Source organism: Gluconobacter thailandicus F149-1 = NBRC 100600 (assembly GCF_000964465.1).
Taxonomy (GTDB): domain Bacteria; phylum Pseudomonadota; class Alphaproteobacteria; order Acetobacterales; family Acetobacteraceae; genus Gluconobacter; species Gluconobacter thailandicus.
Genome location: NZ_BANH01000050.1, coordinates 37867 through 63461, shown reverse-complemented (window position 1 = coordinate 63461; position 25595 = coordinate 37867). Strand labels below are relative to the sequence as shown.

At 52.5% G+C, this 25595-nt stretch carries 26 protein-coding genes and 1 tRNA gene; 18 read left to right on the top strand and 9 right to left on the bottom strand.

The window, feature by feature from the left end; genetic code table 11:
- Positions 1–265 precede the first annotated feature (265 nt).
- The 4 genes from B7444_RS12830 to folE are packed head-to-tail and all read left to right on the top strand — an operon-like array spanning position 266 to position 5176.
- A complete protein-coding gene (locus B7444_RS12830; protein ID WP_231502872.1) occupies positions 266–2755 on the top strand; it encodes a putative bifunctional diguanylate cyclase/phosphodiesterase in 2490 nt (829 codons plus the stop codon).
- A 44-nt stretch (positions 2756–2799) separates the two neighbouring features.
- Positions 2800–3645, top strand: a complete 846-nt coding sequence (gene folP / locus B7444_RS12825) for a dihydropteroate synthase (RefSeq protein WP_007283801.1) — start codon at positions 2800–2802, stop codon at positions 3643–3645.
- Positions 3642–4529: a 2-amino-4-hydroxy-6-hydroxymethyldihydropteridine diphosphokinase gene (gene folK / locus B7444_RS12820; protein ID WP_007283802.1), complete on the top strand. Its 888-nt coding sequence runs from the start codon at positions 3642–3644 to the stop codon at positions 4527–4529. Before folP ends, folK begins: the two co-directional genes overlap by 4 nt.
- An 8-nt stretch (positions 4530–4537) precedes the next feature.
- Positions 4538–5176, top strand: coding sequence for a GTP cyclohydrolase I FolE (gene folE / locus B7444_RS12815; RefSeq protein ID WP_007283803.1), 639 nt, complete (start codon positions 4538–4540; stop codon positions 5174–5176).
- A gap of 6 nt (positions 5177–5182) precedes the next feature.
- Here the strand turns inward: folE and B7444_RS12810 are convergent, their stop codons facing one another.
- The 3 genes from B7444_RS12810 to queE are packed head-to-tail and all read right to left on the bottom strand — an operon-like array spanning position 5183 to position 7052.
- Positions 5183–5716: a 6-carboxytetrahydropterin synthase gene (locus B7444_RS12810; RefSeq protein ID WP_007283804.1), complete on the bottom strand. Its 534-nt coding sequence runs from the start codon at positions 5714–5716 to the stop codon at positions 5183–5185.
- Positions 5713–6414 (bottom strand): 7-cyano-7-deazaguanine synthase QueC, encoded by a 702-nt coding sequence (gene queC / locus B7444_RS12805; protein ID WP_007283805.1) that lies wholly within the window; start codon positions 6412–6414, stop codon positions 5713–5715. Before queC ends, B7444_RS12810 begins: the two co-directional genes overlap by 4 nt.
- Positions 6411–7052 (bottom strand): 7-carboxy-7-deazaguanine synthase, encoded by a 642-nt coding sequence (gene queE / locus B7444_RS12800; RefSeq protein WP_007283806.1) that lies wholly within the window; start codon positions 7050–7052, stop codon positions 6411–6413. Before queE ends, queC begins: the two co-directional genes overlap by 4 nt.
- A 122-nt stretch (positions 7053–7174) precedes the next feature.
- Between queE and B7444_RS12795 the strand changes: the two genes are divergently transcribed.
- A complete protein-coding gene (locus B7444_RS12795) occupies positions 7175–8014 on the top strand; it encodes an ABC transporter permease (protein ID WP_007283807.1) in 840 nt (279 codons plus the stop codon).
- 4 nt (positions 8015–8018) lie between these two features.
- Complete coding sequence (locus B7444_RS12790) at positions 8019–8783, top strand: ABC transporter ATP-binding protein (protein ID WP_007283808.1); 765 nt, start codon at positions 8019–8021, stop codon at positions 8781–8783.
- Between the two features lie 11 nt (positions 8784–8794).
- Here the strand turns inward: B7444_RS12790 and B7444_RS12785 are convergent, their stop codons facing one another.
- Complete coding sequence (locus tag B7444_RS12785) at positions 8795–9040, bottom strand: hypothetical protein (RefSeq protein ID WP_007283809.1); 246 nt, start codon at positions 9038–9040, stop codon at positions 8795–8797.
- Between the two features lie 166 nt (positions 9041–9206).
- Positions 9207–9283, bottom strand: a tRNA-Asp gene (locus tag B7444_RS12780).
- Between the two features lie 213 nt (positions 9284–9496).
- On the opposite strand from B7444_RS12780, the gene B7444_RS12775 reads away from it, so the two are divergent.
- From B7444_RS12775 to B7444_RS12730, 10 genes are all read left to right on the top strand, one after another.
- Entirely contained in the window at positions 9497–10447 is a 951-nt protein-coding gene (locus tag B7444_RS12775) for a retroviral-like aspartic protease family protein (RefSeq protein ID WP_224777854.1), read from the top strand.
- Between the two features lie 117 nt (positions 10448–10564).
- A complete protein-coding gene (locus B7444_RS12770) occupies positions 10565–12061 on the top strand; it encodes a methyl-accepting chemotaxis protein (RefSeq protein ID WP_231502873.1) in 1497 nt (498 codons plus the stop codon).
- Positions 12061–12330, top strand: a complete 270-nt coding sequence (locus tag B7444_RS12765) for an STAS domain-containing protein (RefSeq protein ID WP_007283812.1) — start codon at positions 12061–12063, stop codon at positions 12328–12330. The genes B7444_RS12770 and B7444_RS12765 overlap by 1 nt, the downstream gene beginning before the upstream one ends.
- Positions 12327–12686, top strand: coding sequence for a response regulator (locus B7444_RS12760; RefSeq protein ID WP_007283813.1), 360 nt, complete (start codon positions 12327–12329; stop codon positions 12684–12686). The genes B7444_RS12765 and B7444_RS12760 overlap by 4 nt, the downstream gene beginning before the upstream one ends.
- Positions 12683–14734, top strand: a complete 2052-nt coding sequence (locus tag B7444_RS12755; protein WP_007283814.1) for a chemotaxis protein CheA — start codon at positions 12683–12685, stop codon at positions 14732–14734. The genes B7444_RS12760 and B7444_RS12755 overlap by 4 nt, the downstream gene beginning before the upstream one ends.
- Before the next feature lie 11 nt (positions 14735–14745).
- Entirely contained in the window at positions 14746–15168 is a 423-nt protein-coding gene (locus B7444_RS12750) for a chemotaxis protein CheW (RefSeq protein WP_007283815.1), read from the top strand.
- On the top strand, positions 15156–15986 hold the full coding sequence (locus tag B7444_RS12745; RefSeq protein ID WP_035729850.1) for a CheR family methyltransferase: 831 nt from the start codon (positions 15156–15158) through the stop codon (positions 15984–15986). Before B7444_RS12750 ends, B7444_RS12745 begins: the two co-directional genes overlap by 13 nt.
- Complete coding sequence (locus B7444_RS12740) at positions 15986–17041, top strand: protein-glutamate methylesterase/protein-glutamine glutaminase (RefSeq protein WP_007283816.1); 1056 nt, start codon at positions 15986–15988, stop codon at positions 17039–17041. The genes B7444_RS12745 and B7444_RS12740 overlap by 1 nt, the downstream gene beginning before the upstream one ends.
- The gene (locus tag B7444_RS12735; RefSeq protein ID WP_007283817.1) at positions 17041–17436 is read left to right on the top strand and encodes a response regulator; all 396 of its coding nucleotides are present in this window, start codon (positions 17041–17043) and stop codon (positions 17434–17436) included. The genes B7444_RS12740 and B7444_RS12735 overlap by 1 nt, the downstream gene beginning before the upstream one ends.
- A gap of 4 nt (positions 17437–17440) precedes the next feature.
- Positions 17441–17767 carry a hypothetical protein gene (locus tag B7444_RS12730; protein WP_007283818.1) on the top strand — a complete coding sequence of 109 codons (327 nt, stop codon included), beginning with the start codon at positions 17441–17443 and terminating at the stop codon, positions 17765–17767.
- A gap of 7 nt (positions 17768–17774) precedes the next feature.
- Here B7444_RS12730 and B7444_RS12725 read toward each other — a convergent pair whose 3' ends face one another.
- From B7444_RS12725 to B7444_RS12715, 3 genes are read right to left on the bottom strand one after another with little or no spacing between them, the layout of a single operon-like run.
- Positions 17775–18155: a hypothetical protein gene (locus tag B7444_RS12725; RefSeq protein ID WP_007283819.1), complete on the bottom strand. Its 381-nt coding sequence runs from the start codon at positions 18153–18155 to the stop codon at positions 17775–17777.
- Between the two features lie 52 nt (positions 18156–18207).
- Complete coding sequence (locus B7444_RS12720; protein ID WP_007283820.1) at positions 18208–19086, bottom strand: 4-(cytidine 5'-diphospho)-2-C-methyl-D-erythritol kinase; 879 nt, start codon at positions 19084–19086, stop codon at positions 18208–18210.
- Positions 19083–20846, bottom strand: coding sequence for a tetratricopeptide repeat protein (locus tag B7444_RS12715; protein ID WP_007283821.1), 1764 nt, complete (start codon positions 20844–20846; stop codon positions 19083–19085). The genes B7444_RS12720 and B7444_RS12715 overlap by 4 nt, the downstream gene beginning before the upstream one ends.
- 1 nt (position 20847) lies before the next feature.
- Between B7444_RS12715 and B7444_RS12710 the strand changes: the two genes are divergently transcribed.
- Positions 20848–21702 carry a uracil-DNA glycosylase gene (locus tag B7444_RS12710; protein WP_007283822.1) on the top strand — a complete coding sequence of 285 codons (855 nt, stop codon included), beginning with the start codon at positions 20848–20850 and terminating at the stop codon, positions 21700–21702.
- Positions 21703–21867: 165 nt separating this feature from the next.
- Positions 21868–23838 carry a transglycosylase SLT domain-containing protein gene (locus tag B7444_RS12705; RefSeq protein ID WP_231502877.1) on the top strand — a complete coding sequence of 657 codons (1971 nt, stop codon included), beginning with the start codon at positions 21868–21870 and terminating at the stop codon, positions 23836–23838.
- A 99-nt stretch (positions 23839–23937) separates the two neighbouring features.
- Here the strand turns inward: B7444_RS12705 and B7444_RS12700 are convergent, their stop codons facing one another.
- On the bottom strand, positions 23938–25305 hold the full coding sequence (locus tag B7444_RS12700) for an MFS transporter (RefSeq protein WP_035729852.1): 1368 nt from the start codon (positions 25303–25305) through the stop codon (positions 23938–23940).
- Between the last annotated feature and the right edge of the window lie 290 nt (positions 25306–25595).

Below are 25595 nucleotides of genomic sequence, written 5' to 3'. Positions count from 1 at the left end.
GCCTCGCCGCAACCATCATGTTCTGGCTATGAGTCCTGAGCCTAAACATAATCTGTGTAATCTTCTGTTTCCCACCTTGGATTGCTGCGTCAGGCAGCTGTTCAAGTGGGCAGTCGAAACAAAACGCTCCCCTGGTACGGCCCCGATGGCAGACAGAAAACCACGCGAAGTAAGGAGCGACTTCGCATCGGATCACTCCTTCAGTCCTGGAAATTTTCAGGAAAAACAGCCATTTTCCAATACGGAAGGGGGCGTCTTTCGTTTTGTGCGTTTCTTTTCCCCAAGGCGTCTGCTTCGCTTTCTGACGTTTCGTTCAGGCCGAATTCTGGCTCAGTCCCTTCATCTGGGTCATTCCCGCGTACCGACGCATTTGCAATCTGCATTTGACTATTCACGTCTGCGGGTTCTGGCTCTTTTTCTCCCGTTCTTTCTTTTTGCTCAACTACTCAGTGCGCCTGTTGTTGCGGTCTGTCTCTGGTCAATAGATTACTGGGCCGCACTCATGCTTGTGGCATGTGTGGAGAGCCTTGTGGGTTTATGGACCATTTCGAAATGGCCTTTCCTCAGCAGTTTTTGTGAATGTCCGATCAGAAGCTGGTTTGCCGGAAGGGAGGCTTCGCCTGCTAAAAATCTCGGATACGCCTGGACATACAGTCAGATAGCCCGATCGCTCAGACTGTTGAATGGCGCGCTGGGTGTGGTCTGGGGCTGGTTTCTGATCTGCGTCTTCCATATGCCGAGTGAGAAGGCGCATATTGTTGCAGTGATAGTCTGCATGGGGCTTTTTGCGCCCCTTCTGTTGTGTTCGGTTGTCAGTGGAGCTGTTGAGGCTCTGGTGCTTCCTGTCGTGGCCGCAGCATGTCTGGTGATGGCGCAACATTTCTGCGGTGCGCTGGCATTCCTTATTCTTTCGCTCTTTCTGGAAACGACAGTCTGCGGCCTTTTCGTAATCGGCGTCAGCCGGCTGGCTCGCTATCTGTTGCAGCGGCTTTTGCAGGACCGTCTTGAACAGCGGGAGCGAAATGAGATCATGAGCATGATGGCCCGCGGATCTGACAGCCATATTGGTGACTGGATCTGGGAAATCGATGCAAATGGTTGCATACAGACGCCCTCCGACGAATTTTGCACCCTTCTGAAACGATCTTCTGAAGAGATGGCCGGTATGCGGCTTGTTGATCTTCTGGCGTTACCTGTCATTCAGCCGGGGTGCCCCCTTCCCTTGATTGACGGGCAGCCCATGTCTGCGTCAGCACATTTAGCCCACTGTCTTGCCAACAGGCTGGCGTTCAGGGACCTGTGTATCCCTGTCACAGTCGGTGAGAATACCATTTGGTGGCTTATGACAGGGCGCCCTGTTTTCAGGCACGGGGTTCTGCATGGTTATCGTGGGATCGGTGCGAATGTAACCAGGCAGCGGAATGCGAGATCTCTTTATGCCGAACGTATCCGACATGATGAACTGACAGGGCTTTTGAACCGTCTTGCTTTCTGTGAGCAGTTGCAAAGTGCACTGCTTGAAAAAATTGCGCTATTTCGTTTCGGCGCACTCCTGTTTCTGTCACTGGATAATTTTTTTCGTGATGGTGTGGAGACGCAGGACGAGACCTCCCGGAATGAACTGCTTTCAGAAACGGGAAATCGCCTCCGACGGTTCGCCAAGGACAAGCCAGGTGTGGCGGGGCGTTACGGCAAGGCGGAATTTGCGTTTTTCCCGATCGTACAAAATCCTCTTTCTTCAGATCTGGAAGACGCAAAATCTCTGGCTCTTGAATTGATGGCATTGCTTGAGAAACCGATGGTTCTAAGCGACGGCGCGGTTCTTTCCGCCAGAGTGTCCGCCGGAATTGCCCCGGTGTCTGGCAAAGGACAAACTCTCGAAATCCTCCTGGAAGCGGCCGACATGGCCCTGCATGATGCAAGAGGAAAAACTCAGGAGCGATATTCTTTCTATGAGCGCCTTACACTGGAAGATGAAGAGCGCCAGCAGTATCTGCTTCAGGATGTGAGGCAGGCTGTTCAGGAACGGGCTTTTTCTCTCGTTTACCAGCCGATTGTTGACGCGCAGACGGGAGCAATCAACGGGTTTGAGGCGCTGTCGCGCTGGAATGGCTCCCGACATGGACCGCTTTCAATTGAACGGGTCATCGGTCTGATTGAGGTTTCTGGACGTGGAAGTGAGTTTGACTTCTGGGTTCTTGAAACTGCCTGTGAGGCTGCGGTGAAATGGCCCTCCCATCTCTGGGTGGCGGTCAATATGATGGCGTCCCAGTTCTCTCAGCCTCAGGTTGCGGAACGGATCCTGGCCACATTGTCCCGTGCTGGACTGGATCCACGGCGCTTGCAGATCGAGGTGACTGAAACCCTGGGATTGCAACGGGACCCGAGTGTCTGTCATGCGTTCCAGTTGCTGGACCGGCAGGGTGTCAGACTGGTGCTGGATGATTTCGGCACGGGTTTTTCAACATTGAGTTATCTGCGCCTGTTCCCGTTCTCCAAAATCAAGCTCGATACCATTTTCGTGCAGGATCTGTTTCAGGATTCCCGAAGCGCGGCCATTGTGCGGAACGCTATCGAACTAGCGGTCGATCTGGGTATCGCCGTGACCGCAGAAGGGGTATCGTCCCTGGAACATTACCGATTTCTCCGGACCCAGGGGTGTACGGAAGTGCAAGGTTATTTTCTCGGTCGTCCTTGCCCCGCGGAAGATCTTGTCTGGGATCCTCTGCCACTGTCCTCTTTTGCGCAGGTTTGAATGGTCTGATCCGCAAGGCCGTCATGCGTCTCATGTAAGGTACGATGAAACAGTTTTTTCTGTCTGCGCCTGACGGCGGTGCTTCCTGGCTGTCGAAGCCTCATGCGGCGGGACGTCCTGTCCTGATGGGTATTCTGAATGTCACTCCGGATTCATTTTCTGATGGAGGGCGTTTTCAGTCACCCGAGACAGCCATAGCCCATGCCAGGGAAATGCTGACGGACGGGGCGGATATTTTAGATATCGGCGCAGAATCGACCAGGCCGGGGTTCAGGCTTGTTCCGGCAGATGAAGAATGGGCCCGGCTCGAACCCGTTATTAACAGGCTGGCTCCAGAAGGGGTGGCCCTCTCTGTCGATACAACGAAAGCCGTAGTTGCGCGCAAGGCTTTGCAGAGTGGTGTGCGGCTTATCAATGATGTCTGGGGCTTCCATGCGGATCCGGAAATGCCGTCTGTTATTGCGGATAGCGGAGCCTGGGCGGTGGTGATGCACAACCGGCATGAGGTGGATGATCAACTGGACCTGCTGGCAGACTGGCGGCGCTTTTTCGATCATTCCTTGGAGCTTGCCGAAAAAGCGGGCATCGACAGAAATCGCCTTATTCTGGATCCCGGCGTCGGGTTTGGAAAAACCCAGGACCAGAATGTTCAGGCGATCGCAGCCCTCGGGACGTTGAAACGGGAGTATGGGCGTCCGATTCTGCTCGGGCTTTCCCGGAAATCCATGTTTGGATATTTGTTGGGCCGACCGATAGAAGACCGTCTGGCGGGAACATTAGCGGCTAATCTTGTGGGAGCAGATCTGGGGGCCGATATTCTGCGTGTTCATGACATTCGTGAACACGCTGACGCTCTCTCCATTCGATGCCTTCTCAAGGAGAACGCATGATTTCGGCTCCTCTGACCTCTGTTTTCGTGCGAGACCTGTGTCTGTTTGGCTATCATGGGGTTCTGCCGGAAGAGAACCGTGTTGGGCAGCGGTTCATCATTGATATTGAGATCCGGGCCGACCTGTCAGGTGCAATTGAGGGTGACGACTACCTTCAGGCCGTCTGTTACGGGACACTCTGCGATATTGCTGCGGAAATTGTCACTGGAAAGCCGATGGGCCTTATCGAGGCGCTGGCTGGACGGATTGCTGACGAAATTCTGGCTCGTCTGGACCGGGTTGAGGTTGTGCTTGTGACTGTCCACAAGCCCTCTGCTCCAGTGCCGTATCCGGTATCCGAAACAGCGACGATTGTGACGCGTCACAGTATTCATGATGTGGCGTTCTCTCTGGGCGCCAATCTTGGAGAGCGCGAAGTTACCCTGAATGCAGCGCTGGATCGCTTGTCCATGGAAGAGGGGTTGGAGATCACGGATGTATCTTCCCTCTATGACAGCGCGCCATGGGGTGGGATCGATCAGCCGGCTTTCGTCAATCTCTGTGCTGTGGGCCGCACGACGCTGGCCCCTCATGCCCTGCTCAGGCTCTGCAAGGCGCTTGAGGGAGAGCTGGGCCGCATTCCGGGACTGCGATGGGGGGCACGGGCAGTGGATATTGACCTGCTGTATTATGACGATCGCAGCTTGTCCGACCGTGTCCTGACGGTGCCTCACCGGCACCTTTTTGAGCGGGCTTTCGTGCTGGAGCCGCTGGCAGAAATCGCGCCGGAGCGGCTGATTGGTGGACGCCGGGTGGCGGACGCGCTAGCAGTCCTGCCTCGCATCCGCGGAGATGTGATCCGGCGTGGTCCGGGTCAAGCCGCGTCGGGGAACGAAGGAGCCTGAAACCCGCCATGACAGATCTGAACGCCACTGCCATGACTGCCTGCAAGGACGATCAGCGACCGCTAGGTGCTCTGTCACGGCCTGTAGATGCGGAAGAGCGGCTTGCCAGTGCTATTCGGACTATTCTGGAGGCCGTGGGAGAAAACCCCGAGCGCGAAGGATTGCAGGATACGCCGCAACGTGTGGCCAAGATGTATCTGGAAGTTTTCGGCGGCCTGTATGAAGACCCACGTGAGCATCTGAAAACGCAGTTTTCCGCCGATCAGCATCATGGCGCTGTGATTGTGAAAGATATCCGCTTTCATTCCATGTGCGAACACCATTTGCTTCCGGTACATGGCAAGGCGCATGTAGCCTATCTGCCAGCGGGTGGTCGTCTGACAGGGCTGAGCAAGCTGGCACGTGTTGTGGAAGGTTTTGCCCGTCGTCCGCAGCTTCAGGAGCGCATGACCGATCAGGTGGCACAGGCCATGGAAGATGTTCTGGCACCGGAAGCCGTTCTGGTCGTAATCGAGGCCGAGCATATGTGCATGAGTATGCGCGGCGTTCGTTCCCCCGGTTCGACGACCGTGACAACCGTAGCTCGGGGAACATGGAAGCACGACCACGCCGCGCGGATGGAGATCCTGTCGCTCCTCCGCGGCTGACAATCGTCAGACGTCTGAAATACTCATATCAGCCCGGTTCCACCAGCACTCCTGTGGAGCTCGGCTGACTTGTGGCAGATAGAAGGCCGGATCACCCGTCAGGCGCACGGTGTTGGTGGGGGTTTCTTCCAGTTCCAGAGCGTAAACGCGTAGGCTGGAGCCCTGATCAGCCAGAATAGCCGTCAGTTTGGCGAGCAGGAGAGCGGCCATAACTTCGGTTGTCGGGTCGCCGGGCGTAACGACGATCCTACGTGCGCGCTCAGGTTCATGAGCGCGAAACCATGCCAGAAGCGGGTCATGCTCCGAAAGCTGAAGAGCATGATCGAGGCTGTTGTCCACAAAGTCATGCCAGCGCGTCTTGGCCTCTGCAAACGGCAGGATCATGTTCTGATGACCGTCCAGGCGTATCTCTTCTACGGGCCTGAGCGTTACCTTCACATATTCATTGTGACCATGTGGAATGGCACATTTCTCGCTGCTTCCGGTAATCAGCCGGTGACCCATGCAGAAACGGCGGGTAAAAACGAGTTCGGCCGTCATACCTGGCTCTCGCAGTATCGACGCCAGCCATCCGCGCGAAGTTCACAGGCCGGGCACGTGCCGCAGCCATAGCCCCATGCGTGATGATGGGTCCGGTCTCCCATGTAGCACGAATGGCTTTCATGGTTAATCAGATCAACGAGCGTCTTGCCGCCAAGTTCTTCTGTCAGATCCCAGGTCTGTGCCTTGTCGATCCACATCAGCGGTGTATGCAATACGAAGCGCTGGTCCATACCGAGATTGAGCGCGACCTGAAGGGCCTTGATTGTATCGTCACGGCAGTCCGGATAGCCTGAATAGTCGGTCTCACACACACCGGTGACGATGTGCTTGACGTTTCGGCGATAGGCGAGGGCAGCTGCAAAGGTCAAAAAAATCAGGTTGCGGCCTGGTACAAATGTATTGGGCAGGCCGCTTTCATTGAAACCGATCTCGGCTTCGCGTGTCAGGGCCGTTTCGGACAAAGCGCCGAGGGAGGCGAGATCAATCGTGTGATCTTCGCCAAGTCGTGCTTTCCATTCCGGGGAGTGTTCGGCCATCCGGGTCCGGAGCGTATCCCGGCATTCGAGCTCTACGAGGTGACGCTGGCCATAAGCATAGCCGACGGTTTCGACGCGGTCGAAGCGGGACAGCGCCCAGGCCAGGCACGTTGCAGAATCCTGACCGCCGGAAAACAGGACGAGTGCGGCGTTGCTCATGGGATTCCGATCAGTTTGTGGGTTTGCAGGGACAGGCGCCAGCGTGGATGCGCGAGGCAGTACGCCACCGCAGCCTGTGTGTTTTCCAGCCGTGCGAGCCCATCCATGGGCTGAAGCCAGAAATGCTGGAACGACAGGCCATCGAACATTTCAGGCGGAAGCTCTGTCTGTGGATAAACGAGTTTCAGTTCCGCGCCGCTGGTCTGGACGAGAGGGCCGCCCGGCTTGGGACTGACACAGACCCAGTCGATCCCCGCGGGTGCAGTAATTGTACCGTTCGTTTCGACGGCAATTTCGAACCCATTGGCTTTGACAGCGGCAATCAGTTCCGCATCCAGTTGCAGGAGAGGTTCGCCACCCGTGAAGACGACGTAACGTCGGCCACTTTCGTCCGCAGCATTTTTCCAGCACTGTTCGATGGTTTCGGCCAGTTCGGAAGCGGTTTTGAAGCGGCCACCGCCTTCACCATCCACTCCAATAAAGTCCGTATCGCAGAAGCGGCATGCCGCCGTTTCACGATCCTGCTCACGGCCTGACCACAGATTGCACCCGGCAAACCGGCAGAACACGGACGCACGACCCGTCTGCGCACCCTCTCCCTGGAGGGTTACGAACATTTCCTTCACAGCATAAGACATGACCGCAGCATGTCGGCGAGGATCGCGCCGGATGCAAGGGAAAACATTCTTTTATTCGCAGGTATATGTTTCCTCAGGTCACAGGGGTGGGCAGAAACGTCTTTCATGGTAGGGAGAGGCTCATGGAAGACAGCAACTCCCGTACTCCCATACTTGATCTCGCACCGCAGAGGGGATTCGGCCGTGTACGGGCCGCTCTGGATGATCTGAAGGCTGGACTGCGTCTGCTGCCGCTGGCGCTTGCGCTGGGCTGGCTGGATATCAAGCTACGGTATCGCGGTTCAATTCTTGGGCCATTCTGGCTGACGCTTTCAACGGCCATCATGGTTGCGGCAATGGGGGTGGTTTACGGCTACCTTTTCCACATGGATCTGCCGCACTACCTGCCGTTTCTGTCGCTTTCGATCGTTCTGTGGGGATATATCAGCGGCGTCATCAACGATGCGGCGACGGTCTTTACGCAAAGCACGTCTCTCTTCCATGCAAGACGTATCCCGGCGACACTTCCCGTTATCCGGCTCGTTGTCCGCAATGTGCTGACGTTCCTGCACAACGTCGTAGTGATTGCTGTCGTTTTCGGCGTTTATCATCTCTGGCCCAAACAGAGCTGGAGCCTGCTTGTCAGTCTGCCCATCTGGTTTCTGGACAGTTTTGCAATCATTCTCCTGATTGGCATGCTGGGCGCCCGCTTTCGGGACATTGCGCCAATCATGTCCTCCATCCTTCAGATCTTCTTCTTCGTCACGCCTGTGATCTGGAAGCCGGATCTGATTTATGTGGGCCGCCAGTATCTGCTGCTGGATCCGTTTTATCCCATCCTCGAAATCATGCGTGGTCCCCTGATGGGATATGATGTGCGTTCCTCTTTGTGGATCGCAGCGATTGTTCAGGGTGCTCTATTATGGGGACTGGCTGCAGCCCTGTTCTGCCGGATGCGCGCCCGTATCCCTTACTGGATCTGACCTCATGCCCCGTATCGACATTGATCGGCTCCAGATCGATTTCCCGCTTTATCACGGCCAGAGCCGGTCTCTGAAGAAGCACGTCGGAAATACACTTTCCAATCTACGTCCAGGGTCTCCCGCGGCTCATCTGATGCAGGACGGGCGCGAGCGCACAGTCGTCAGTGTTCTGAGGGAGATCAGTTTCAATCTGAAGTCTGGCGAACGTCTTGGTCTGATTGGCCGGAACGGAGCAGGAAAAACAACACTTTTGCGGACCATGGCTGGCATCTATGAGCCAGTTGGTGGCCGCGTGAGGCTGGAAGGCTCCCTGGGCACCCTGCTGGATGCCGGTCTTGGCATGAATATGGAGCTGACAGGACGGGAAAATATTCGTCTGTATGGCTTGCATGGCGGGTTATCCAAGGCGCAGATCAGCCAGATTGATCGGGACGTGCAGGACTTTGCGGATTTGGGGTCGTATGTGGATATGCCCCTGAAAACCTACAGTTCCGGGATGACTGTGCGTCTGGCTTTTGGTCTGGCGACGGCCATGAGACCTCAGATCCTGCTGATGGATGAATGGTTTCTGGCAGGCGATGGTGCTTTCATGAACAAGGCGCAGGACCGTCTTGAGGCCATGGTCCAGCATGCGGATATTCTGGTGATTTCTACCCACCAGCCAGATGTGATGCGCAAATGGTGCACACGGGTTATCTGGCTGGAGGATGGCCGGATCCGGATGGATGGAACGCCCGACGAAGTGCTGGACGTTTACCTTACGGCCTGACTGGACCTGTCTCAGGCAGTAAGGTCAAGCTCGCGGTCGCTGTTGGTAGAACCAGAAGATGTGCCGCCAGTCGTTGTCTCGGAAACGATATTACCCGAAGAATCAGTGACAGTCGTCGTGACAGACCCGTCAGCATTGGTGGATGTCGTCGTTGTCGTTTCCTGGGTGGAAGACGTTGAAGACGTGTCCTGGCGGCTTCCAGTGCTGTAAAGGGATGACATGGCAGAAGAGCCAAGGGAAGAAATGCTGGAAGACATGATACATCCTTGAAGAAAGAAGGAGGTATCAGTGTGGTATGGCAGGCGTTAACGTATCCTTACCAAAGTCTTATCGCTTCAAAACGAAGTGCAACGGTATGTAACCGACATCATTTCAGTGGATTTTAGTTTTTTGGGGAGATTTATACACCACTCATGTAAAGAGTGGCGCGAGTGACGGGGCTCGAACCCGCGACCTCCGGCGTGACAGGCCGGCGCTCTAACCAACTGAGCTACACCCGCAAACCGCTTTTCAGCGATCTTTGGACCGTCCGTTTGGTGCCGTGTTGGCGTCCTCTCGGTCGGTGGCGGTGATTTACCAACCTCCCCGGACAGTGGCAAGAGGCTTTTTCGAAAAAAATGCTTTTTTGAACAAAAAAAGTAACTTGCGGGGGAAATTGATCCTGCGAGACAAGTGTAACGGTTTGCAATAATGAAAAGTGGAACGAGATGGGCATGAGAACATGGATGCAGGGAGCCATCATCGGAACGCTTGTGTCGGGATTGGCAGCCTGCTCGCCGACAGGGCCACTTCAATGCAAGGTTTATACAAGCGGTGTGATGCCCATCATCAATCGTTCAGGCTCTCCCATTGTTCGGGCGGGCATTAACGGTCATCCCGTTGCCCTTATTGTGGATACGGGGTCAATGACGTCTTTGATAGGAACATCCCATATTAATCCTCTGGGTCTGGAGGTGCTGGGAGCGTTCGGAACGATCAGCGGCGTGGGGGGCGCAGAACTCGCTGAGGTCGTGAAGATCGACAGCCTGGAAATGGGGCCATCCAAAGCGTCTAATTTTTCTGTTGTTGCGGCAGGAAAATTTGAAAGGTCTATAGATGGCCTTCCGGTTGTCGGTCTGTTTGGTGCCGATTTCCTTGGCAACTACGATACGATCATTGATATTCCCGATCATATCGTCCGCTTGGTTCGAACTGAAGATTGTCCAAGTCCCACGCCCGGTTGGGGCGAACGTATTCATACCATTCACGTGAATCATGGCGTGTCCGCTAACTCGAAGACGATACTGGACGTCAAGATCAATGGGCATTTGGCGGACGCGACTTTGGATACCGGTGCTACGAATACGGCCATGACAATGCATACGGCACGTCGTGCAGGTGTGACGCGCGAAATGCTGCAGCAGGATCCTGTAAGCGTAGTCTGGGGGATAACCCATGATCCCGTGAAGGCTTATCATCATCTTTTTTCAACGCTTGAGGTCGGCGATATCGTGTTTCACAATATCCGCCTGGCTGTTGTGGATGATCTGCCAGATACGGATGTACTGCTTGGCAGCGATTTCATGCGCCATTACCGTTTGTGGATCGGGCGTGGACGCAAGTTATATGCGCAGCATGACACGGACATTCCGGCCAATGACCCAGACCGTCAGGCTGCTGAGTAAACGTTTCCGGGCGCCAAGAGCATAAGGCGACGGACTGTTAACAGACTATCAATCAGTTCCCCGTAAACAGGTTTCCATGTTCGTAGGTCTTGCGCCTGCGGGATATGGGGACCTGTTATGACTGGGCAATCTGGAATGTTTTCCTCTCATGTGAGCGTACGATCTGAAAGTAGTATCGCTTCCAGTTTTTTCTTCTGGGCGACAGTGCTTTTTCCGGTAGTGGTCCTCACAGGAGTTACATTCTGGCGCTTCTGGAGTGTGCCGGGAACTGGCTCTTCGATGCCTGTTTTCATGGGAGTAGCGCCTGACGGGCTGGTTCTGCTCTTGAGCCTGCTTGCGGCTATCATACTGTTTTTTAGAATAGTCCGGCCTGCTTATGCCCTGTCAAAAGGCTCTCATGTCCTTGCCGTTCAGGACATCCTTCCATCTGAAAATTCGGTTCCTGAGCTCGTCGCAATACAGGCACGCTTACAGCGTGTGCAGTCTGATCTCCTCAAAAGCAACAAGGATGCATTTGAAGCCCGTACAGCCTTGTTGAGAGCGCAGGAAAACGCCGAAAGTGCTCAGGCAGAGACTCAAGTAGAATCCCAATCTTTTGAAAAAATGACAGAAGTTCTCGGCGTGGCGCTGAGCAAATTGCGAGCAGGATGTCTGGATCACCGTCTAGAAGATGCTTTTCCGGAGCGATATGAGCGACTTCGATTGGATTTTAATGCCACTGCTGAAGATCTTCAGAAAATTTTGATGTCCCTGAATGACAGTGTTGGGACAATTTCGTCCGGTTCGGCAGAAATCGCATCTGCCGCAGACGACCTTGCCCGCCGCACCGAGCAGCAGGTCAGTCGACTTGAAGAAACAACGCTATCTGTCGGAGCTGTGACAGAAACCGTTAAAAAAACTGCTGAGGCTGCAACTCACGCTAGCACTGTTGCCCAGCAGACCGTTGAGCGGGCACAAAACTCAGGGGATGTGATGGCCGCGGCAACAGCGGCCATGCTGGATATTCAAAACTCTTCCAAGCAAATTGGTCAGATCCTTGGATTGTTAGACGACATTACTTTTCAAACAAATCTTTTGGCTCTGAATGCCGGCGTAGAGGCCGCTCGAGCAGGGGAGGCGGGAAGAGGCTTTGCTGTCGTCGCAACAGAAGTGCGAGCCCTGGCGCAGCGTTCGGCAGACGCTGCCAAGGATATCAAAAGTCTGATTAGTTCCAGTATTCAGCAAATTAGCCAAGGTACGGCTCTGGTCCAGGAAACGGGAGGAGCAATGAAGACCATTGTGGAAAACGTAGGTGAAATCAGTCTTCTTATCGGTGAGATTGCAACGACAGCTCAAGATCAGGCTAATAATCTTTCTGAAATCAGTACTGCCGTCAGTCAGATGGACCAGAATACACAACAAAATGCTGCAATGGTCGAAGAGGCCACAGCGGCAAGTCACAATCTAAGCGCTGAAGCCGAAGAGCTGGTTCAGATTGTTCGTCATTTTCATCTGTGTAGTGAAGATGTTTCTCCCGTTAGCTCCGAAGTTCAGCGACGTGACCTATCACCTTCTATGCCTTTGGTTACAGAGCGATATCAGACCTCCGATGAAGGTTGGGAGGAGTTTCGGTAATGGAAATTTTTTGTTTGCCAGAGCTTCTTGAGACAGGAGTCTCTTTTGATTTGTTGGAACACCTGAAAGCTTTGCCAGAAGATATTGTTCTGGATGGCAGTGAGGTGAAACGTTTGGGCGGCCGATGCCTCGAGATCTTACTGTCAGCCCGAAAAACTGCACTGGCGCGCAATAAGAAATTCATAATTCAAAACCCTTCGCCTGAACTGGAAAAGTCTTTGATTCTGCTTGGAGCTAGAAGGCTTTTAGATGGGGACAAGACACAGTGAATATTCTGATTGTTGATGACTCGAGAACAATCCGGAACCTTCTGAAAAATACGCTGGAAGGCGCAGGATATACTGTTTGTCAGGCAGAAGATGGTATGGATGCGCTCGAAAAGCTAAGTGAATTTGACCCATCTATTATTATTACTGACCTTAATATGCCTCGTATGAATGGTTTCGAATTGGTGCAGAAATTGCGACAGCAAGCTAAAACGAAATTTATACCTATTCTGTTTTTGACAACCGAAGGCAGTCCAGAAGTAAGAGAAAAAGGTCGCGAAGCTGGTGCGACAGGCTGGCTCGTAAAGCCATTTGATGCAACGCGTCTTTTGAACACGATTGATCGGGTCTCGGCATGAACAATTATGTTGAAACTGATGACTTGGAAAGTATCCGGTTAATCTTCTTTGAAGAATGCGGAGAACAGCTGAGCCTTCTTGAGGAAGAGCTTTCCTCTCTGGATGCAGCGACAGGTCCAGGAGAAAAGATAAATACTATTTTCCGGGCGGTTCACTCCATAAAAGGGGGAGCTGGGGCATTCGGCATGGAAAAGCTTGTTCGGTTTTCCCATCTGTTTGAAGCGGTACTAGAAAAATTTCGCGGCGGAGAGTGCACGGTTGACCAAGCCGCCATAGCTACTTTTTTAAAGGCTGCCGACGTACTTACCGATATCGTAGCATTTTATCGAGATGGAACAGATCTATCAGTTCAAGATGATGTGGTTGAAGAACTGGATCGTTATATCAACGTGCCAGAAGCACTTTCGAAAAGTCCAGTCTCAGTTGAAGAACTCCCTGAAGATATAGAAGGAATTTCTTTCACTCCAATAAAAATTGATCTTCCAAAAAAAGAGAAATTTTTATTAGAAATTACTCCTAGAATTGGCTTATATGAAAGCGGAGACGATATTCGTAACATTCTGTCTTTTTTAGAAAAAAAAGGAGAAATGGAAGTCGAGATACACTGTGATGATTTACCTAACATTGAGGAATTTAATGTAAATAAAACGTATTCTACATGGAATATTGTAATATTTTCTAATGAAAATAAGAATTCTCTTGAAGAAATTTTCGAATGGTCTGGAGATAATATCAAAGTAGAATTTTTAGAAGAAAAACACGTTAGTTGCAAATTAGCAGGAAAAATTCCAAATAATTTCGACAAAAATAAGGTTGACGAATTTTCTGGAGCACAGAAGCCATCGAGAGACTCTAGAAAAGAAAATCCAACTATCCGGGTTGATACCAAGCGAGTTGATAAACTTGTAGATCTTCTGAGTGAGCTTGTAATTAATCAAGGAGCTATTCGCTCTCAGATGAAAGTTAATGATATTCGTCCTGGTTCTGCGCTGGACATTGTCATTTCTGAGTTGGATCAACTCACGCATGAGTTGCAGGAAAACGTGATGGCAATGCGGGCGCATCCTATTAAAACCGTTTTTCAACGGATGGGGCGTATTGTACGCGAAACAAGTCGAGTTTCTGGAAAAGACGTAATTCTACATCTTGAAGGTGAAGACACTGAGGTTGATCGGTCTATCCTGGAAAAATTATCTGACCCTCTGACACACATGGTACGGAATGCCATAGATCATGGGCTCGAAAGTACACATCTTCGTGTTGCAGCAGGAAAACCTGCAGAAGGGCAATTGTCTTTACGTGCATTTCATCGTTCTGGCCGGATTATAATTGAAATTGAAGATGATGGCGCCGGTTTGAATTGTGAAAAAATTCATCAAAAAGCGATCTCAAAGGGAATTATTAATAATTCTATTCTAATGGAGAAAGAAGAAATACAAAACCTTATTTTCGAGCCTGGTTTTTCTACCGTTGAAAATGTGTCTGACCTTTCGGGGCGGGGAGTAGGAATGGATGTCGTTAGAAAATCCATTTCTGAAATAGGCGGAAGAATTTCTATTTTAACAGAAGAAGACAAAGGGACATTATTTTCGATTTCGCTTCCGTTGACCTTAGCTGTTGTCGAAGGACTAATTTTCAGAACCCAGAAGCAAAATTTTATTGTTCCAGTTTCTGGAGTGGTGGAAGCATTTCTTTTTCAAGAAAGTAAAAAATTCAAAATTTCGGAAGATGTGTGGGGATATCCCTACCGTGATGAGTATATTCCTATTATAAATAGCGAAAATTTAACTGAAAAAAATAAAATAGAAACAAAAAATAATTCATGCTTAATAATAGAAAATGAAAAAAAAGAAAAAATTGCTTTAATTGTTGATGAAATCATTGATCAGTCCAGATTTGTAGTTAAATCAATAGAAAAAAATTATAAAAAAATATCCGGGTTTTCGTCAGCTACCATTTTGGGGGATGGGGGCGTCGCGCTGATTGTGGACGTAGATTTTCTTATTGAAAGTGTTTCCGGGAAAAAAAATGTCAGAGCGGCTAAATAAGGAAAATCAAAATGCCAAAAGTGCTTGTTTTTACGACGTACGATCAAGAGTACGCCATTGATATTGGTGCTGTACGCGAAATTCGGAATTGGGTTCAGGCTACACCTATTCCTTCCTCTCCGTCTTTTATGGAAGGAATTATTAATATTCGTGGAACGGTTATTCCTCTCGTTGATTTTTGTAAAAAAATAAATCCATCGAGCGATAATGGCGAAAAAAAAGCCATGGTTATTATAGAAAATGGTGAAAAAACAGTTTCATTTTCTGTTAATAATGTTTCAGACATTATCGACTACGACGAAAATAGCAGAAAAAATCTTCCTGATGTTTCTCAAGGAGATGTTTCCACGTTTCTAGAGGGAATACTTTCTATTGAAGGCCGTGTCATATTTATCTTGGATATCCCAAATCTTATTAAAGAATGCTTTCATTGAGCAACAAAGACGAGAAAATATCACGGCGTTCTTTAAGGATTATTTCTCAGATCGCCTACGATGTTTCAGGTATTCTTTTGAATGATAAGAAAGAAGACCTTGTATTCTCGCGTCTAAATAAAAGGCTGAGAGAAAATAAAATTTCAAATTTTGAGGAATATTGTGATATTATTCAATCAGATGCAGTTGAGCGTTCGCAAATGGTTGCTGCTTTAACAACAAATGTTACGGCATTCTATAGAGAGAAGCATCATTTTAATTATCTATCAAATATAATCCGAAATGGATTTATTAATAAAATAAAAAATGGTGAAGAATTACGCATATGGTCTGCTGCTTGCTCAAGTGGAGAGGAGGCTTATTCTGCAGCAATGACTGCTTCTGAAATTCTTGCGGATTTGTCAACCGCTAAGATGAAAATTTTAGGAACTGATATTGATACTAATATGCTTGAACGATCCAGAATTGGATTTTACGATCTAGAAGAAAAAAAATCTATTCCTTTGGAAATTTTTAATAAATTTTGCTTAGAAAAAGGAAAAGAGTTCACTTTCAAAAAGGAAATATTGGAAACAGTAAGATTTAAATCTCTAAACCTTATAACTGAGTGGCCGTTTGAATCAAAGTTTCATGCGATATTTTGTCGAAATGTAGCAATTTATTTTGATAAGCCAACAAGAGAAAAATTATGGTCCCGATTAGCTGAAAGACTTCACGTGGGCGGTGAAATATATATTGGACATTCGGAAAGAATTTCGAATCCAGATCTTCTTGGTTTGAGGCCTGTAGGATTGAATTCATATAAGAGAGTAAAATAGTGTTTGGCGGCCATAAGATTTATTCCGAAACCATTTCTGTATTGGTTGTTGATGACTCTTTGACAAGTCGAGCGCTTATAACGCTTGCGCTTAAGCGGAACCCTAAAATCAAAGTTGTTGGAACAGCGGGTACGCCACTTGAAGCTAAGGACCTGATTTTAAAGCTTAAGCCCGACGTGTTGACGTTAGATGTTGAAATGCCCGGAATGAATGGGTTGCAGTTTCTGGAAAAGATTATGCGTCTGAGGCCCATGCCTGTTGTCATGGTGTCTAGTCTTCTGGCGGCTCGCAGCGAAATGGTTGAAATGGCCTGTCGACTGGGAGCTGTAGAATGTTTTTCCAAATCGTCCGGTGAGCAAGGTGAAGCTGTTTTTGTGGGTTTGGCAGACGTGGTTGTTCGTGCGGCCTCTCAACGTGTCAATGCTCATCTGGGTGTCTCGACCGGCTTTTCGGGCAGCTCTGACTTTATAGTTGCAATCGGCGCTTCAACGGGAGGAGTTGAGGCACTCGGAGAAGTGCTAGGAAGTTTTCCGGAAGATTGCCCCCCGACAGTGATTGTGCAGCATATGCCGCAGCAATTTTCTAAAAATTTTGCCCGGCGTCTCAATTCAATTTCACGTCCAGAAGTTTGTCTCGCGACAGATGGATGCAAGCTTGCCAGGGGAAAAGTATTTATTGCTCCCGGGGGCGAGATGCACACTGAAGTATCCCGCACGGGACGTATGTCTCCTTATAGTTGTCATCTTGTGTCCGGTCCTCCTCTCAATGGACATCGTCCCTCTGTGGACGCCCTGTTTTTTTCAGTTGCCCAAGCGGCAGGACGGCATGCTGTAGGTGTCATTCTTACAGGGATGGAGACTGATGGTGCTCGGGGCTTGCTGGCCATGAGGCAGAGTGGTGCACGAACTATCGGGCAGGATCGCAACACGTCAATCATCTACGGCATGCCAAAGGCTGCCTTTGAATGTGGAGCTGTAGAAGTGCAGTTGCCGCTGTCTGAAATAGGACCATCAGTCCTTCGTCTTGCTGAAAATCGTACTCAGGAGAGTCATTAATGATTTCCGCTTCATCCATGTCCGTTCTTCTTGTGGACGATCAGACATCCATTCGTTCGCTTCTGCGGAACAGTCTAGTTCAGCTTGGATTTGTGCATGTCGCAGGCGTCCGTAACGGAATAGAGGCTTTGGAGCACCTGAAGGCAAATCCAACGCATTTGATTATTTCTGATTTCAACATGCCAGATATGGACGGCCTCGAATTGCTCAAGGCCGTGCGTGCGTCTTCGCATAGTGCAAAAACAGGCTTCATCATGCTGACGGGGCAGGCCAGCAAGGAATTGGTTCAGCAAGCCATTTCTGCGGGGGTGAACAATTTTCTTGCCAAGCCATTCACGACCAGTTCTCTGAAAGCTCGCATCGAGGCCGTGTTTGGTCCGATCTGCGGAGCCTGAGAATATGGCGTTTCTTGCGCTTGCGACTTTGTTCCAAGGGGCTGCCGGTCATCTTTCACGAACTCTTAGTGAATGTCAGACGCTAGAGCAGTTGGCACTTTCACATGTCGCTCCTGAAGAGACCACTACTTTGCAGTCTTTTGATTCCCTAACGCAGACTCTCGAGCAGTTTCAGAGTCTGTTTCAACGGCTTGCAGGCCAGGAAGATGTCTTGGGCATCACAATTAGTGCTGACGCGGTCGAGCAGGTGACGTTAGCCGCTCTGCGTGAGAGGCTTACTGGAAGCAGTGAGCCTTCTTCGCAGTATGCGGGTGATATTGAACTCTTCTAACTGGTTTTTAGCTAGGTTTGCTCGCATCATCCGGAGTGGAGTGAACCATCGCGCGATGACGCTGAAGTCCCCGAATGAGTTGTTCCGCGTCGGTGGGAGTAAACACAAGTCCAACCGGGCCGTAAGCCGGGTGCTGGAATGCCAATAAAGACCCCTCTGTCAGGGTATCGATCTGAAGTGCCCAGTTGGTTTTGTACACGGGAGAAAACCGAGCACCTTCAATGGGTGCCGAGGGTTTCTTTTCTACCAGAGCGGTTCGCGCCAGACCCAGGCTGGTAATCAGTTGGGTGAGTTGGGCTTCATCAAGCGTAATATCGCCGTTAAGGCCGCTGCTCTCCAAGAAAGAAAGAACAATCTTCTGTCCGTCCTCGGAGCGGGTAACCTGCATGCGTGGTCCGGTTGTCATCTTCCTGAGACTCTCTTTGAAGCGTAGAAACGCGTTAATCCTGAAGGAGGGGGCCTGCCCATGTCCACCATCCCAGATGGGCGGCCTCTTTGGAAAGCTCAATTTCAGCGTTGCGGGCTGCGTCTGGGGTTGGAAAGAGGCCAAAGCAGGTTGCGCCTGATCCACTCATACGAGCCATTAGGCACTCTTTCTGCATATCCAGTGTGTCGAGGACTTTCCCGATACTTGGGGCGTGGTGGATTGCAGGAGCTTGAAGGTCATTGGCTGTAAGAGAGAGCATCTCCACAAGATCGCTCATGGAGGTCCAGCGGGCGGGGAATACGGGAGCAGGCCGTTCAATAATTCCTCCCATAGCGGCGAAGCTTCGGAAAATATCGGGTGTGGAAACTGCAAGGCCCGGATTGATGAGTAGGATGCCGCCATTTGGCATGGCGGGAGCCACTGTCAGAATTTCTCCAATTCCCTCCATTCGGTTTGGTTTTTGCTGCACGCACACCGGCACATCGGCTCCCAAAGGTTCCGCAATAGCGATGAGGTCTGCCTCATCGATGTTCCAGAGCTCTCCTAGCAATCTTAGCGTGCAGGCGGCATCAGCTGATCCGCCGCCAATGCCAGACGCGACTGGAAGATTTTTTTCCAACGTCAGGTGATAGGGGTCGTTTTTTCCGGCATGAGCCTGAAGAGCGCGGGCAGCCCGAAGGACGAGGTTGCTGTCGTCAGCCTCCAAGCCTGCGCCGAAGCGTCCTTCAATAGAGAGAGAAAAGCGGTCTGATTTTTCCGCAATACGCACCTCATCAGCGGCACCCGCAAAAACCGCAAGGCTGTCGAGAAGGTGATATCCGTCAGGGCGGCGGCCGGTCATATGCAGGTAGAGATTGATCTTGGCGTGAGCGGTGTCTTGAAGAAGGGTCATTTGTCCTGTTCAAACGCTTTAAGATGTGGGCCGCCCTGTTGAAGGGCATTGAGAATGAGCGTGCGATCCTGCGGCTGTGGATTGTCATCCAGGGACTGGTTCCACTGATCCTGTGCCTCTGTGTGGCGGCCCAGATACCAGTAGGCAACTCCCAGGTGATAACCAATCTCAGCATCACTGGATGCGTGTTCGGCAGCCTGAATGAGAATGGGGAGAGCTGTTTTCAGGTCACCTTTATGCTTCAGAAGGGCCCAGGCATAGCTGTCCTGAATAGAAGGGTCATTGGGTTGAAGTTCCAGTGCGCGTTTGAGAAGCTGAAGCGCGTGTTCCTGGTCTAGATCGTGCTCAATGCTGGCATATCCAACGAAGTTGAGAACTTCCGGTTGATCTGGCGCCAGTTCAAGAGCGTGATGCATGTCATCCTGCATCATGGCCCAGTTTCCGTTCTCCTGAGCCGCCATGGCGCGGCCGAGGAGAATAGGCCAGGCAATTTCCTTGCGTGGTGGGGAGGCTTTCAGAGCCTTTGTATAGAGAGTGATCGCATCGGCATGATGTCCCATCTGGTCCTGGACTTCTGCAAGCTGGACCAGAAATTCCGGATTGTCCGGGAGAAGAGCCAGAGCACGATTCAGGGCATCTGCCTGCATCGGTAAGTCGTGAGAGCGGCTGGCCAGATTGACACGTTCCTGAGCAGCTAACGCAGCGAGTGGATCCGTGTTGGAAACATGTTCGAGAACGTCCAGCCCTTTAGGAATCTGGTTTCCTTCCCGAAAGGTGTCTGCCAGAAAAATGCGTGCCACCGTCAGGCTGGGATCAAGATAAAGTGCCTGCTGGAGAGTAATAATGGCCGGATCCCGCGGGATACCCTCCTGCTGAATGATGTCCGTAATCATCAGGCCAAGTTGCAGATTCAGAATTGCTGCACCTTGTGCTGCGGATAAGGGGGGGCGTTTTCGAAGATTGTGCTGAAGGGGGCCGATAATCATCGAAGCAAGGGGTGAACTGACGCCAAGTGCAGCGATTGCGTCACGTGCGGCCGGATGTTGTTCTTGCCCCTCTAGCCAGCCACCATAAAGCTGAGCGTACAAAACCTGGAGGGTGAGGGGGTCATCGGGGCTGCTGCCTGCCTTTTGGTAAAAAGACTGGGCCTGATGCGGGGTTGGGAGACGCTCTGCAATCAGGGCGGCATGAAGCTGGTACAGGCGGCGTGTCGGAGCAAAGACTGCTGCAGCGTTCAGCGTGCTGAGGGCCTGATCGACGTGTCCTTCTTCTGCCTGCGCCCACGCAAGCAGCACGGGGGCCGATACGGAAACCAGCGGTCCGTGATGGCTGTTACGGCTTAGGGTCTGACGCATTTCTGTCCAGGCTTTTCTGGGAACAGCGTTCTGCGCAAGAACAAGGGTAGCAATGTCACTGGCTGGAAGGGTCTTCGCCAAGGCGACGGCTTCGTCTTCATGACCGGTCATCGCAGCGTAGCGTAGGCCGTCTTCATGCAGCTTCAGATCGCGCGAGGATAAGGCCAGCACATGCGAGAGGGCATCGTGCGCCGCGTCGATCTCCCCACGCTGCATCATGACGCTGGAGGCCAGGAGCCACCCGGTCAGTGATTTGTCGGGGCTGATCGCTGGCAGAACTTCCGGCGCAGGCGCGGCAGAAGCGGGGGGAAACAGCACCCCGGCCAGCAGGACTGCTGAAAGACCCGCGCGAAGCGAGTAGGAAAAAACCGGAATTGATCTGGGCCAGCCGCGCGTGATCTGCATAATGGAAACAATCCTAGACCGCCTGTGGTCTGACGCCAACCTGAACGGATGCTTCATGACGCCCCAGCCAGTTCCGAGCCGGGCCGAACTGCTTGCTGCCCTGCAGCTGCAATACGAATGGGGAGTGGACGAAGTCCTCTCGGAAGAGACGATTGATCGTCTTTCCGAGGCCTCTCGAGCCCTGCCTGCGCGGACAGAGGTGCCTCTGCGGCCACAGACTCCGTCTGTATCGATACGAAGCTCAGCGCCGTTCGCTCTGGAGCAGGCAAAGGATTTACCGTCCCTTATTGCCGCCAGCGAGACGCTGGACGACCTCTTTCTGGCTCGGACGGCAACCCACCGGCTCAAGCCGGTTCATGTGGAGCATGCTCCTTTCATGTTGATTGGTGAAACGCCTGATGCCGATGAAGACCGTTCAGGAACGCTGTTTGCGGGCAGGGCAGGAGGGCTTCTGGAGCGGATGCTGGTCTCTGTAGGGCTGGATCGGGCGTCTTTATCCATGGCGCCGGCCGTTCCCTGGCGGCCACCCGGTGGGCGTGGTGTCACTGATCAGGAAATGCGGTCCTGTCAGCCACTTCTGCTCAAGACGATTGCGCTTTGTCGGCCGCCTTTGATTGTCACGATGGGAGTGACGCCATTGCGGATGTTGTTGGGCGATCAGGCAATGTTGAACCGCCTGAGGGGGAAGTGGACTGCAGTGGCGATTCCTGGTCTGCCGAATCCGATCCCTCTGCTTCCTATGCGGCACCCGCTTCAGCTGGCGGCCAGTCCGGCTGCACGGCGGAATGCCTGGCAGGATTTGTTGGTTCTGATGGAAAGATTGGATGTTGAGAATAGGGTACAAAGCCAGTCTTAATTTCAGTGCCGAAAAAACTTCGTGAAAACGTAAAAAACTACTCGAAAACAGGTGTTTGCCACTGGATTGTTCCAGTGTGTGACTGTATCATCGCTTAGTCCGGATGTCTGTCCGAGTTAACGAAGCCTTGCCAGCGCAGCAGAAACCGGGTAGCACCCCGCTGCTATGCGAAGGATTAACCCTTTCATCTCAGGTGGCACGGCGCGAGCGTTGCTCGTCAGTGTGCTGATTCTGGCCGGTGGAACATTCTCCCCGGCGCGTGCTGAAGGTGGGCGGTTGCAACCGCCCCAACCGGATCATGCAGGTGACGAAACAGCGTTTGCGGAAGCACGCCCCTCCCTAGGTGGAGACGGTACCGTCTCGCTGCCTCACCCTCTTACGGCCACCGTGGCCAACCGATATCGTCTGATTCTTCAGGCCCAACGCCGTGGCGATCTGCAAACAGCGAACGATCTGACGCGTCTGCTGACCGATCGCGTGCTGCTGGCAGACGTTCTCGCAGACCGCTATCTGGCGCCAGGTGCGCATCCTGCAGCCGATCAACTCCGTGATTGGCTGAAAAGCTACTCAACGCAGCCAGATGCGCCGGCTATTCAGGGTCTTCTGCTCCGAACAGCGTCCGCAGGTTCCGTTCCGGCGCAGTCCTTTGTGCATTCTCTCGCCCCCGATGACCGGCCCGATACGGTGCATGTGTCGCCCAATTTCACGCCAGACCCGCTGGCGCGCGCCTTTACCCGCAATCCTCTTCTGGATCGCACGGTTCAGGAGCGAGCTATGCAGGGCCTCAAAGGCGCGACCAGCGCGTTGCACCTTGTGGATATTACCCCAGGCATGACGCCGGCCTACGCTGCGCAGCTATACGGGGAAATCTCCCTCAGTCTGCTGTCTCAAGGTGAAGCGCAAAGTGCATTACATCACGGATGTAAGGGCTTTGAGCGCGGCGACCATCAGGTCGGGCTGCCAGCTTATGTGGCCGGCCTGGCTGCCTGGCGGGAAGGCCATATCGATGCAGCGTATGAGCTGTTCGAATCCGCGGCCAATGCTCCTGTAACCTCGCAGGAGCTTCATGCTGCTGCTGCCTTCTGGGCTGCGCGTGCAGAGGCGCGCCGTCATGCAATGGCGGCGTATGTGTCCTGGCTGCATCGTGCAGCGAACCATCACGAAACTTTTTATGGAATGCTGGCAGCCCAGACGCTTGATCTGGGACGGAAGGGACATGCCCGTCTGCCAGACAGTCCTACCGAGATCACCCTGCATGACCCTGTGCCGGTTCTCGGTGAAATCGATGTCGAAGCTATTGGCGCCCTTCCACAGGGAAGGCAACTTTTCGCGCTTCTTCAGATCGGAGAGCGTGCACGTGCCGAAGCCCTGATGCGGCGTATCTGGCCTGATATTGCGGCTGACAGCGCGCGTGCCCGTTCGCTTCAGCTCGTCGCACAGGCCGCTGGTTTCGAGGATCTGTCCGAACAGCTGGCGTCTCTCATCATGGACGGTGAGAGCCATCCTGATACCGCTGCAACGGCGCTTCCAATGCCTCGTCTGCGTCCCAATCATGGTTTCCGCATGAATCCGGCGCTGGTCTATGCTTTGACGCGGGTTGAATCGAACTTTGATCCGGCCGCGACATCAGGGGCTGGGGCCCATGGCCTGATGCAGATCCGTCCTGTGACGGCGAGCTTTATCACGCTGCATCATCAGACCTATGATGCTCATGGTATGGCGGTGATTCCGGTCCCGCCCGATATGGTTAGCCGTTTGCATAATCCGGCCTCCAATCTCGAGATCGGTCAGCTCTACGTGCTGTATCTTGCGAACCAGTCCAGCCATACGGCACAGGCTGCCCAGCCTGAGGGTGGGGACCTTGTGCGTGTTCTGGCGTCCTATAATGCGGGGCCTGGTGCGATTGCGCGCTGGGAGAGTGCCCAGACCGCAGATCTCCATGATCCTCTGTTTTTCATGGAAACCCTGCCGAATACCGAGACGCGTGATTATGTTCACCGTACCCTCACATATACATGGCTTTATGCCAAGCGGATGGGGCTCTCTTCTCCGTCACTCAAGGCTTTGACGCACGCCGAGTGGCCGTCCTTTGGAGCCGAAATGGCCTTGGCGCATGAGCGACTGGCCCTGAACTGACCCACACAAAAAAACGCCGCCCACAAAAGCAGAGGGCGGCGTTTTCTGGTATCTGACAGCCCGGCAGTAATGCGCCGGGCTTTTGGTTTTTTAGGAGCTTCAGCTTTTCTGCGTCTGAAGGCCGAGATCATTCATTTCTTCATGAACTGCAGCGGCTTTTGCAGCGGAGAACACTTCCATTGCATTGGCGCCCTTAGGCTGCTTCAGGCGGATGAAGCATGTGATCACGGCGGCCAGAAGGTATAGGGCTGCGTAAATAAAGACGACGCCCTGTGTGCCGTAGCTGGTGACGAACAGCGTTGCCAGCGCCGGGCCGAGGAAGTTGCTCAGTCCACCACCAAGGTTCTGAACCGACACTGCTGCACCTTTATGTTCAGGAGCAATTGCCGGGAAGATCGCGCCCATTGGAACAAACGCATTGAGCGTCAAAGCCAAAAACAGGGCGCCAATGATGGCCGTAAACATATTGCCCGGCATCAGATGGGGGATGAAGTAGAAGGCAATGCTTGCCATGGCACATCCGACAAACCCGAACCAGCGCATTTGACGCAGCCAGCCGATCCGGTCCCCGATCAGGCCCCACAAGACGTTCGTCACAGGCTGTACCAGGAAGAATGCACCATAAATCCGGAGCCATTCCGGCATGGTGAATCCGACTTCTGGGGACGTATAGAACAGCGGCATAATGACCGGGAAGCCGAACAGGGACAGGTTGCAGATGACGCGCGTGATGAGCGCCAATGCAATGTCACGGTTCTCCACAATCAGTGTGAGGCTGCGGCTGATTTCGATAAGCTGATCCTTCAGAGGAACCTTGGCGGCCAGCGGTGCAGCTTCGGCAGGCTCTTCACGAATGGTCAGGCAGGCGAGTGCGCCGCCAGCAAGAACCCATGCCAGGGACATCCACAGCGTTGGCATGAAGCCGAAAGCCGGAATCGTCCAGCTCGGCAGGAACGAGGCAATGATGCCGTAACCCAGCGTAAACATGGACCAGACCCAGCCAATGGCAGAGGCCAGACGATGATCAGGGGTCTTCTGAACGATCCAGAAGAAGAAGGCATAGAAGAACAGCGGGTATGCGAAACCGCGCAGGCCGTAGAACAGCATCATCATCGGGAAGGAATGCTGAGCCAGGCCGAGGCCGAGGAAAGCTACATGGCACAGCGCCCACCAGAGAGTGCCGATCGCCATAATGCGACGTGCACCATAAACTTCAGCCAGAACGCCGGACAGCCAGCTCGAAATGGCGGCTGTTGCACCATAAATGGTGAAGAGCATGCCGGCTTGCTTGGGCGTGAAGCCGATCTGCGTGACGTATTTCGCAAGGAATGCGACTTCGATGCCGTCGCCCGTCATGTAAAGGGCAACGGCGATGTAGCCCCACAATAACATTACCGGCATGCCCCAGAGCACGCGTGACTTGGTGATGAGTGGTCGGGGGGGTGGAGAAATCTCTGTGGCACTCATGGATGGTCATGTCTCCGTGAAGGGACGTTGTCTTCAAAGGGTGTCATCGGTCGGGAGTCCACACCATCAACAGTGTCCCGTAGCGTTAGAATTCCAGGAGAAGCCATTCCAAGAAACTGCGCTTCCAGCCCACTGAACAAGCCAGTTGCGCGTGTGGCAGACGGCAGGATCTGAAAACGTTTAGCGCTAAAGTTTGTCTCTCTTCTAAACATGGCAAGCTCCTGTGACAGCGGGAATGTGTGTTCGGGTTGTCGTGCGGAGACTGGCAATCCATCTCCAGATATCCTCTC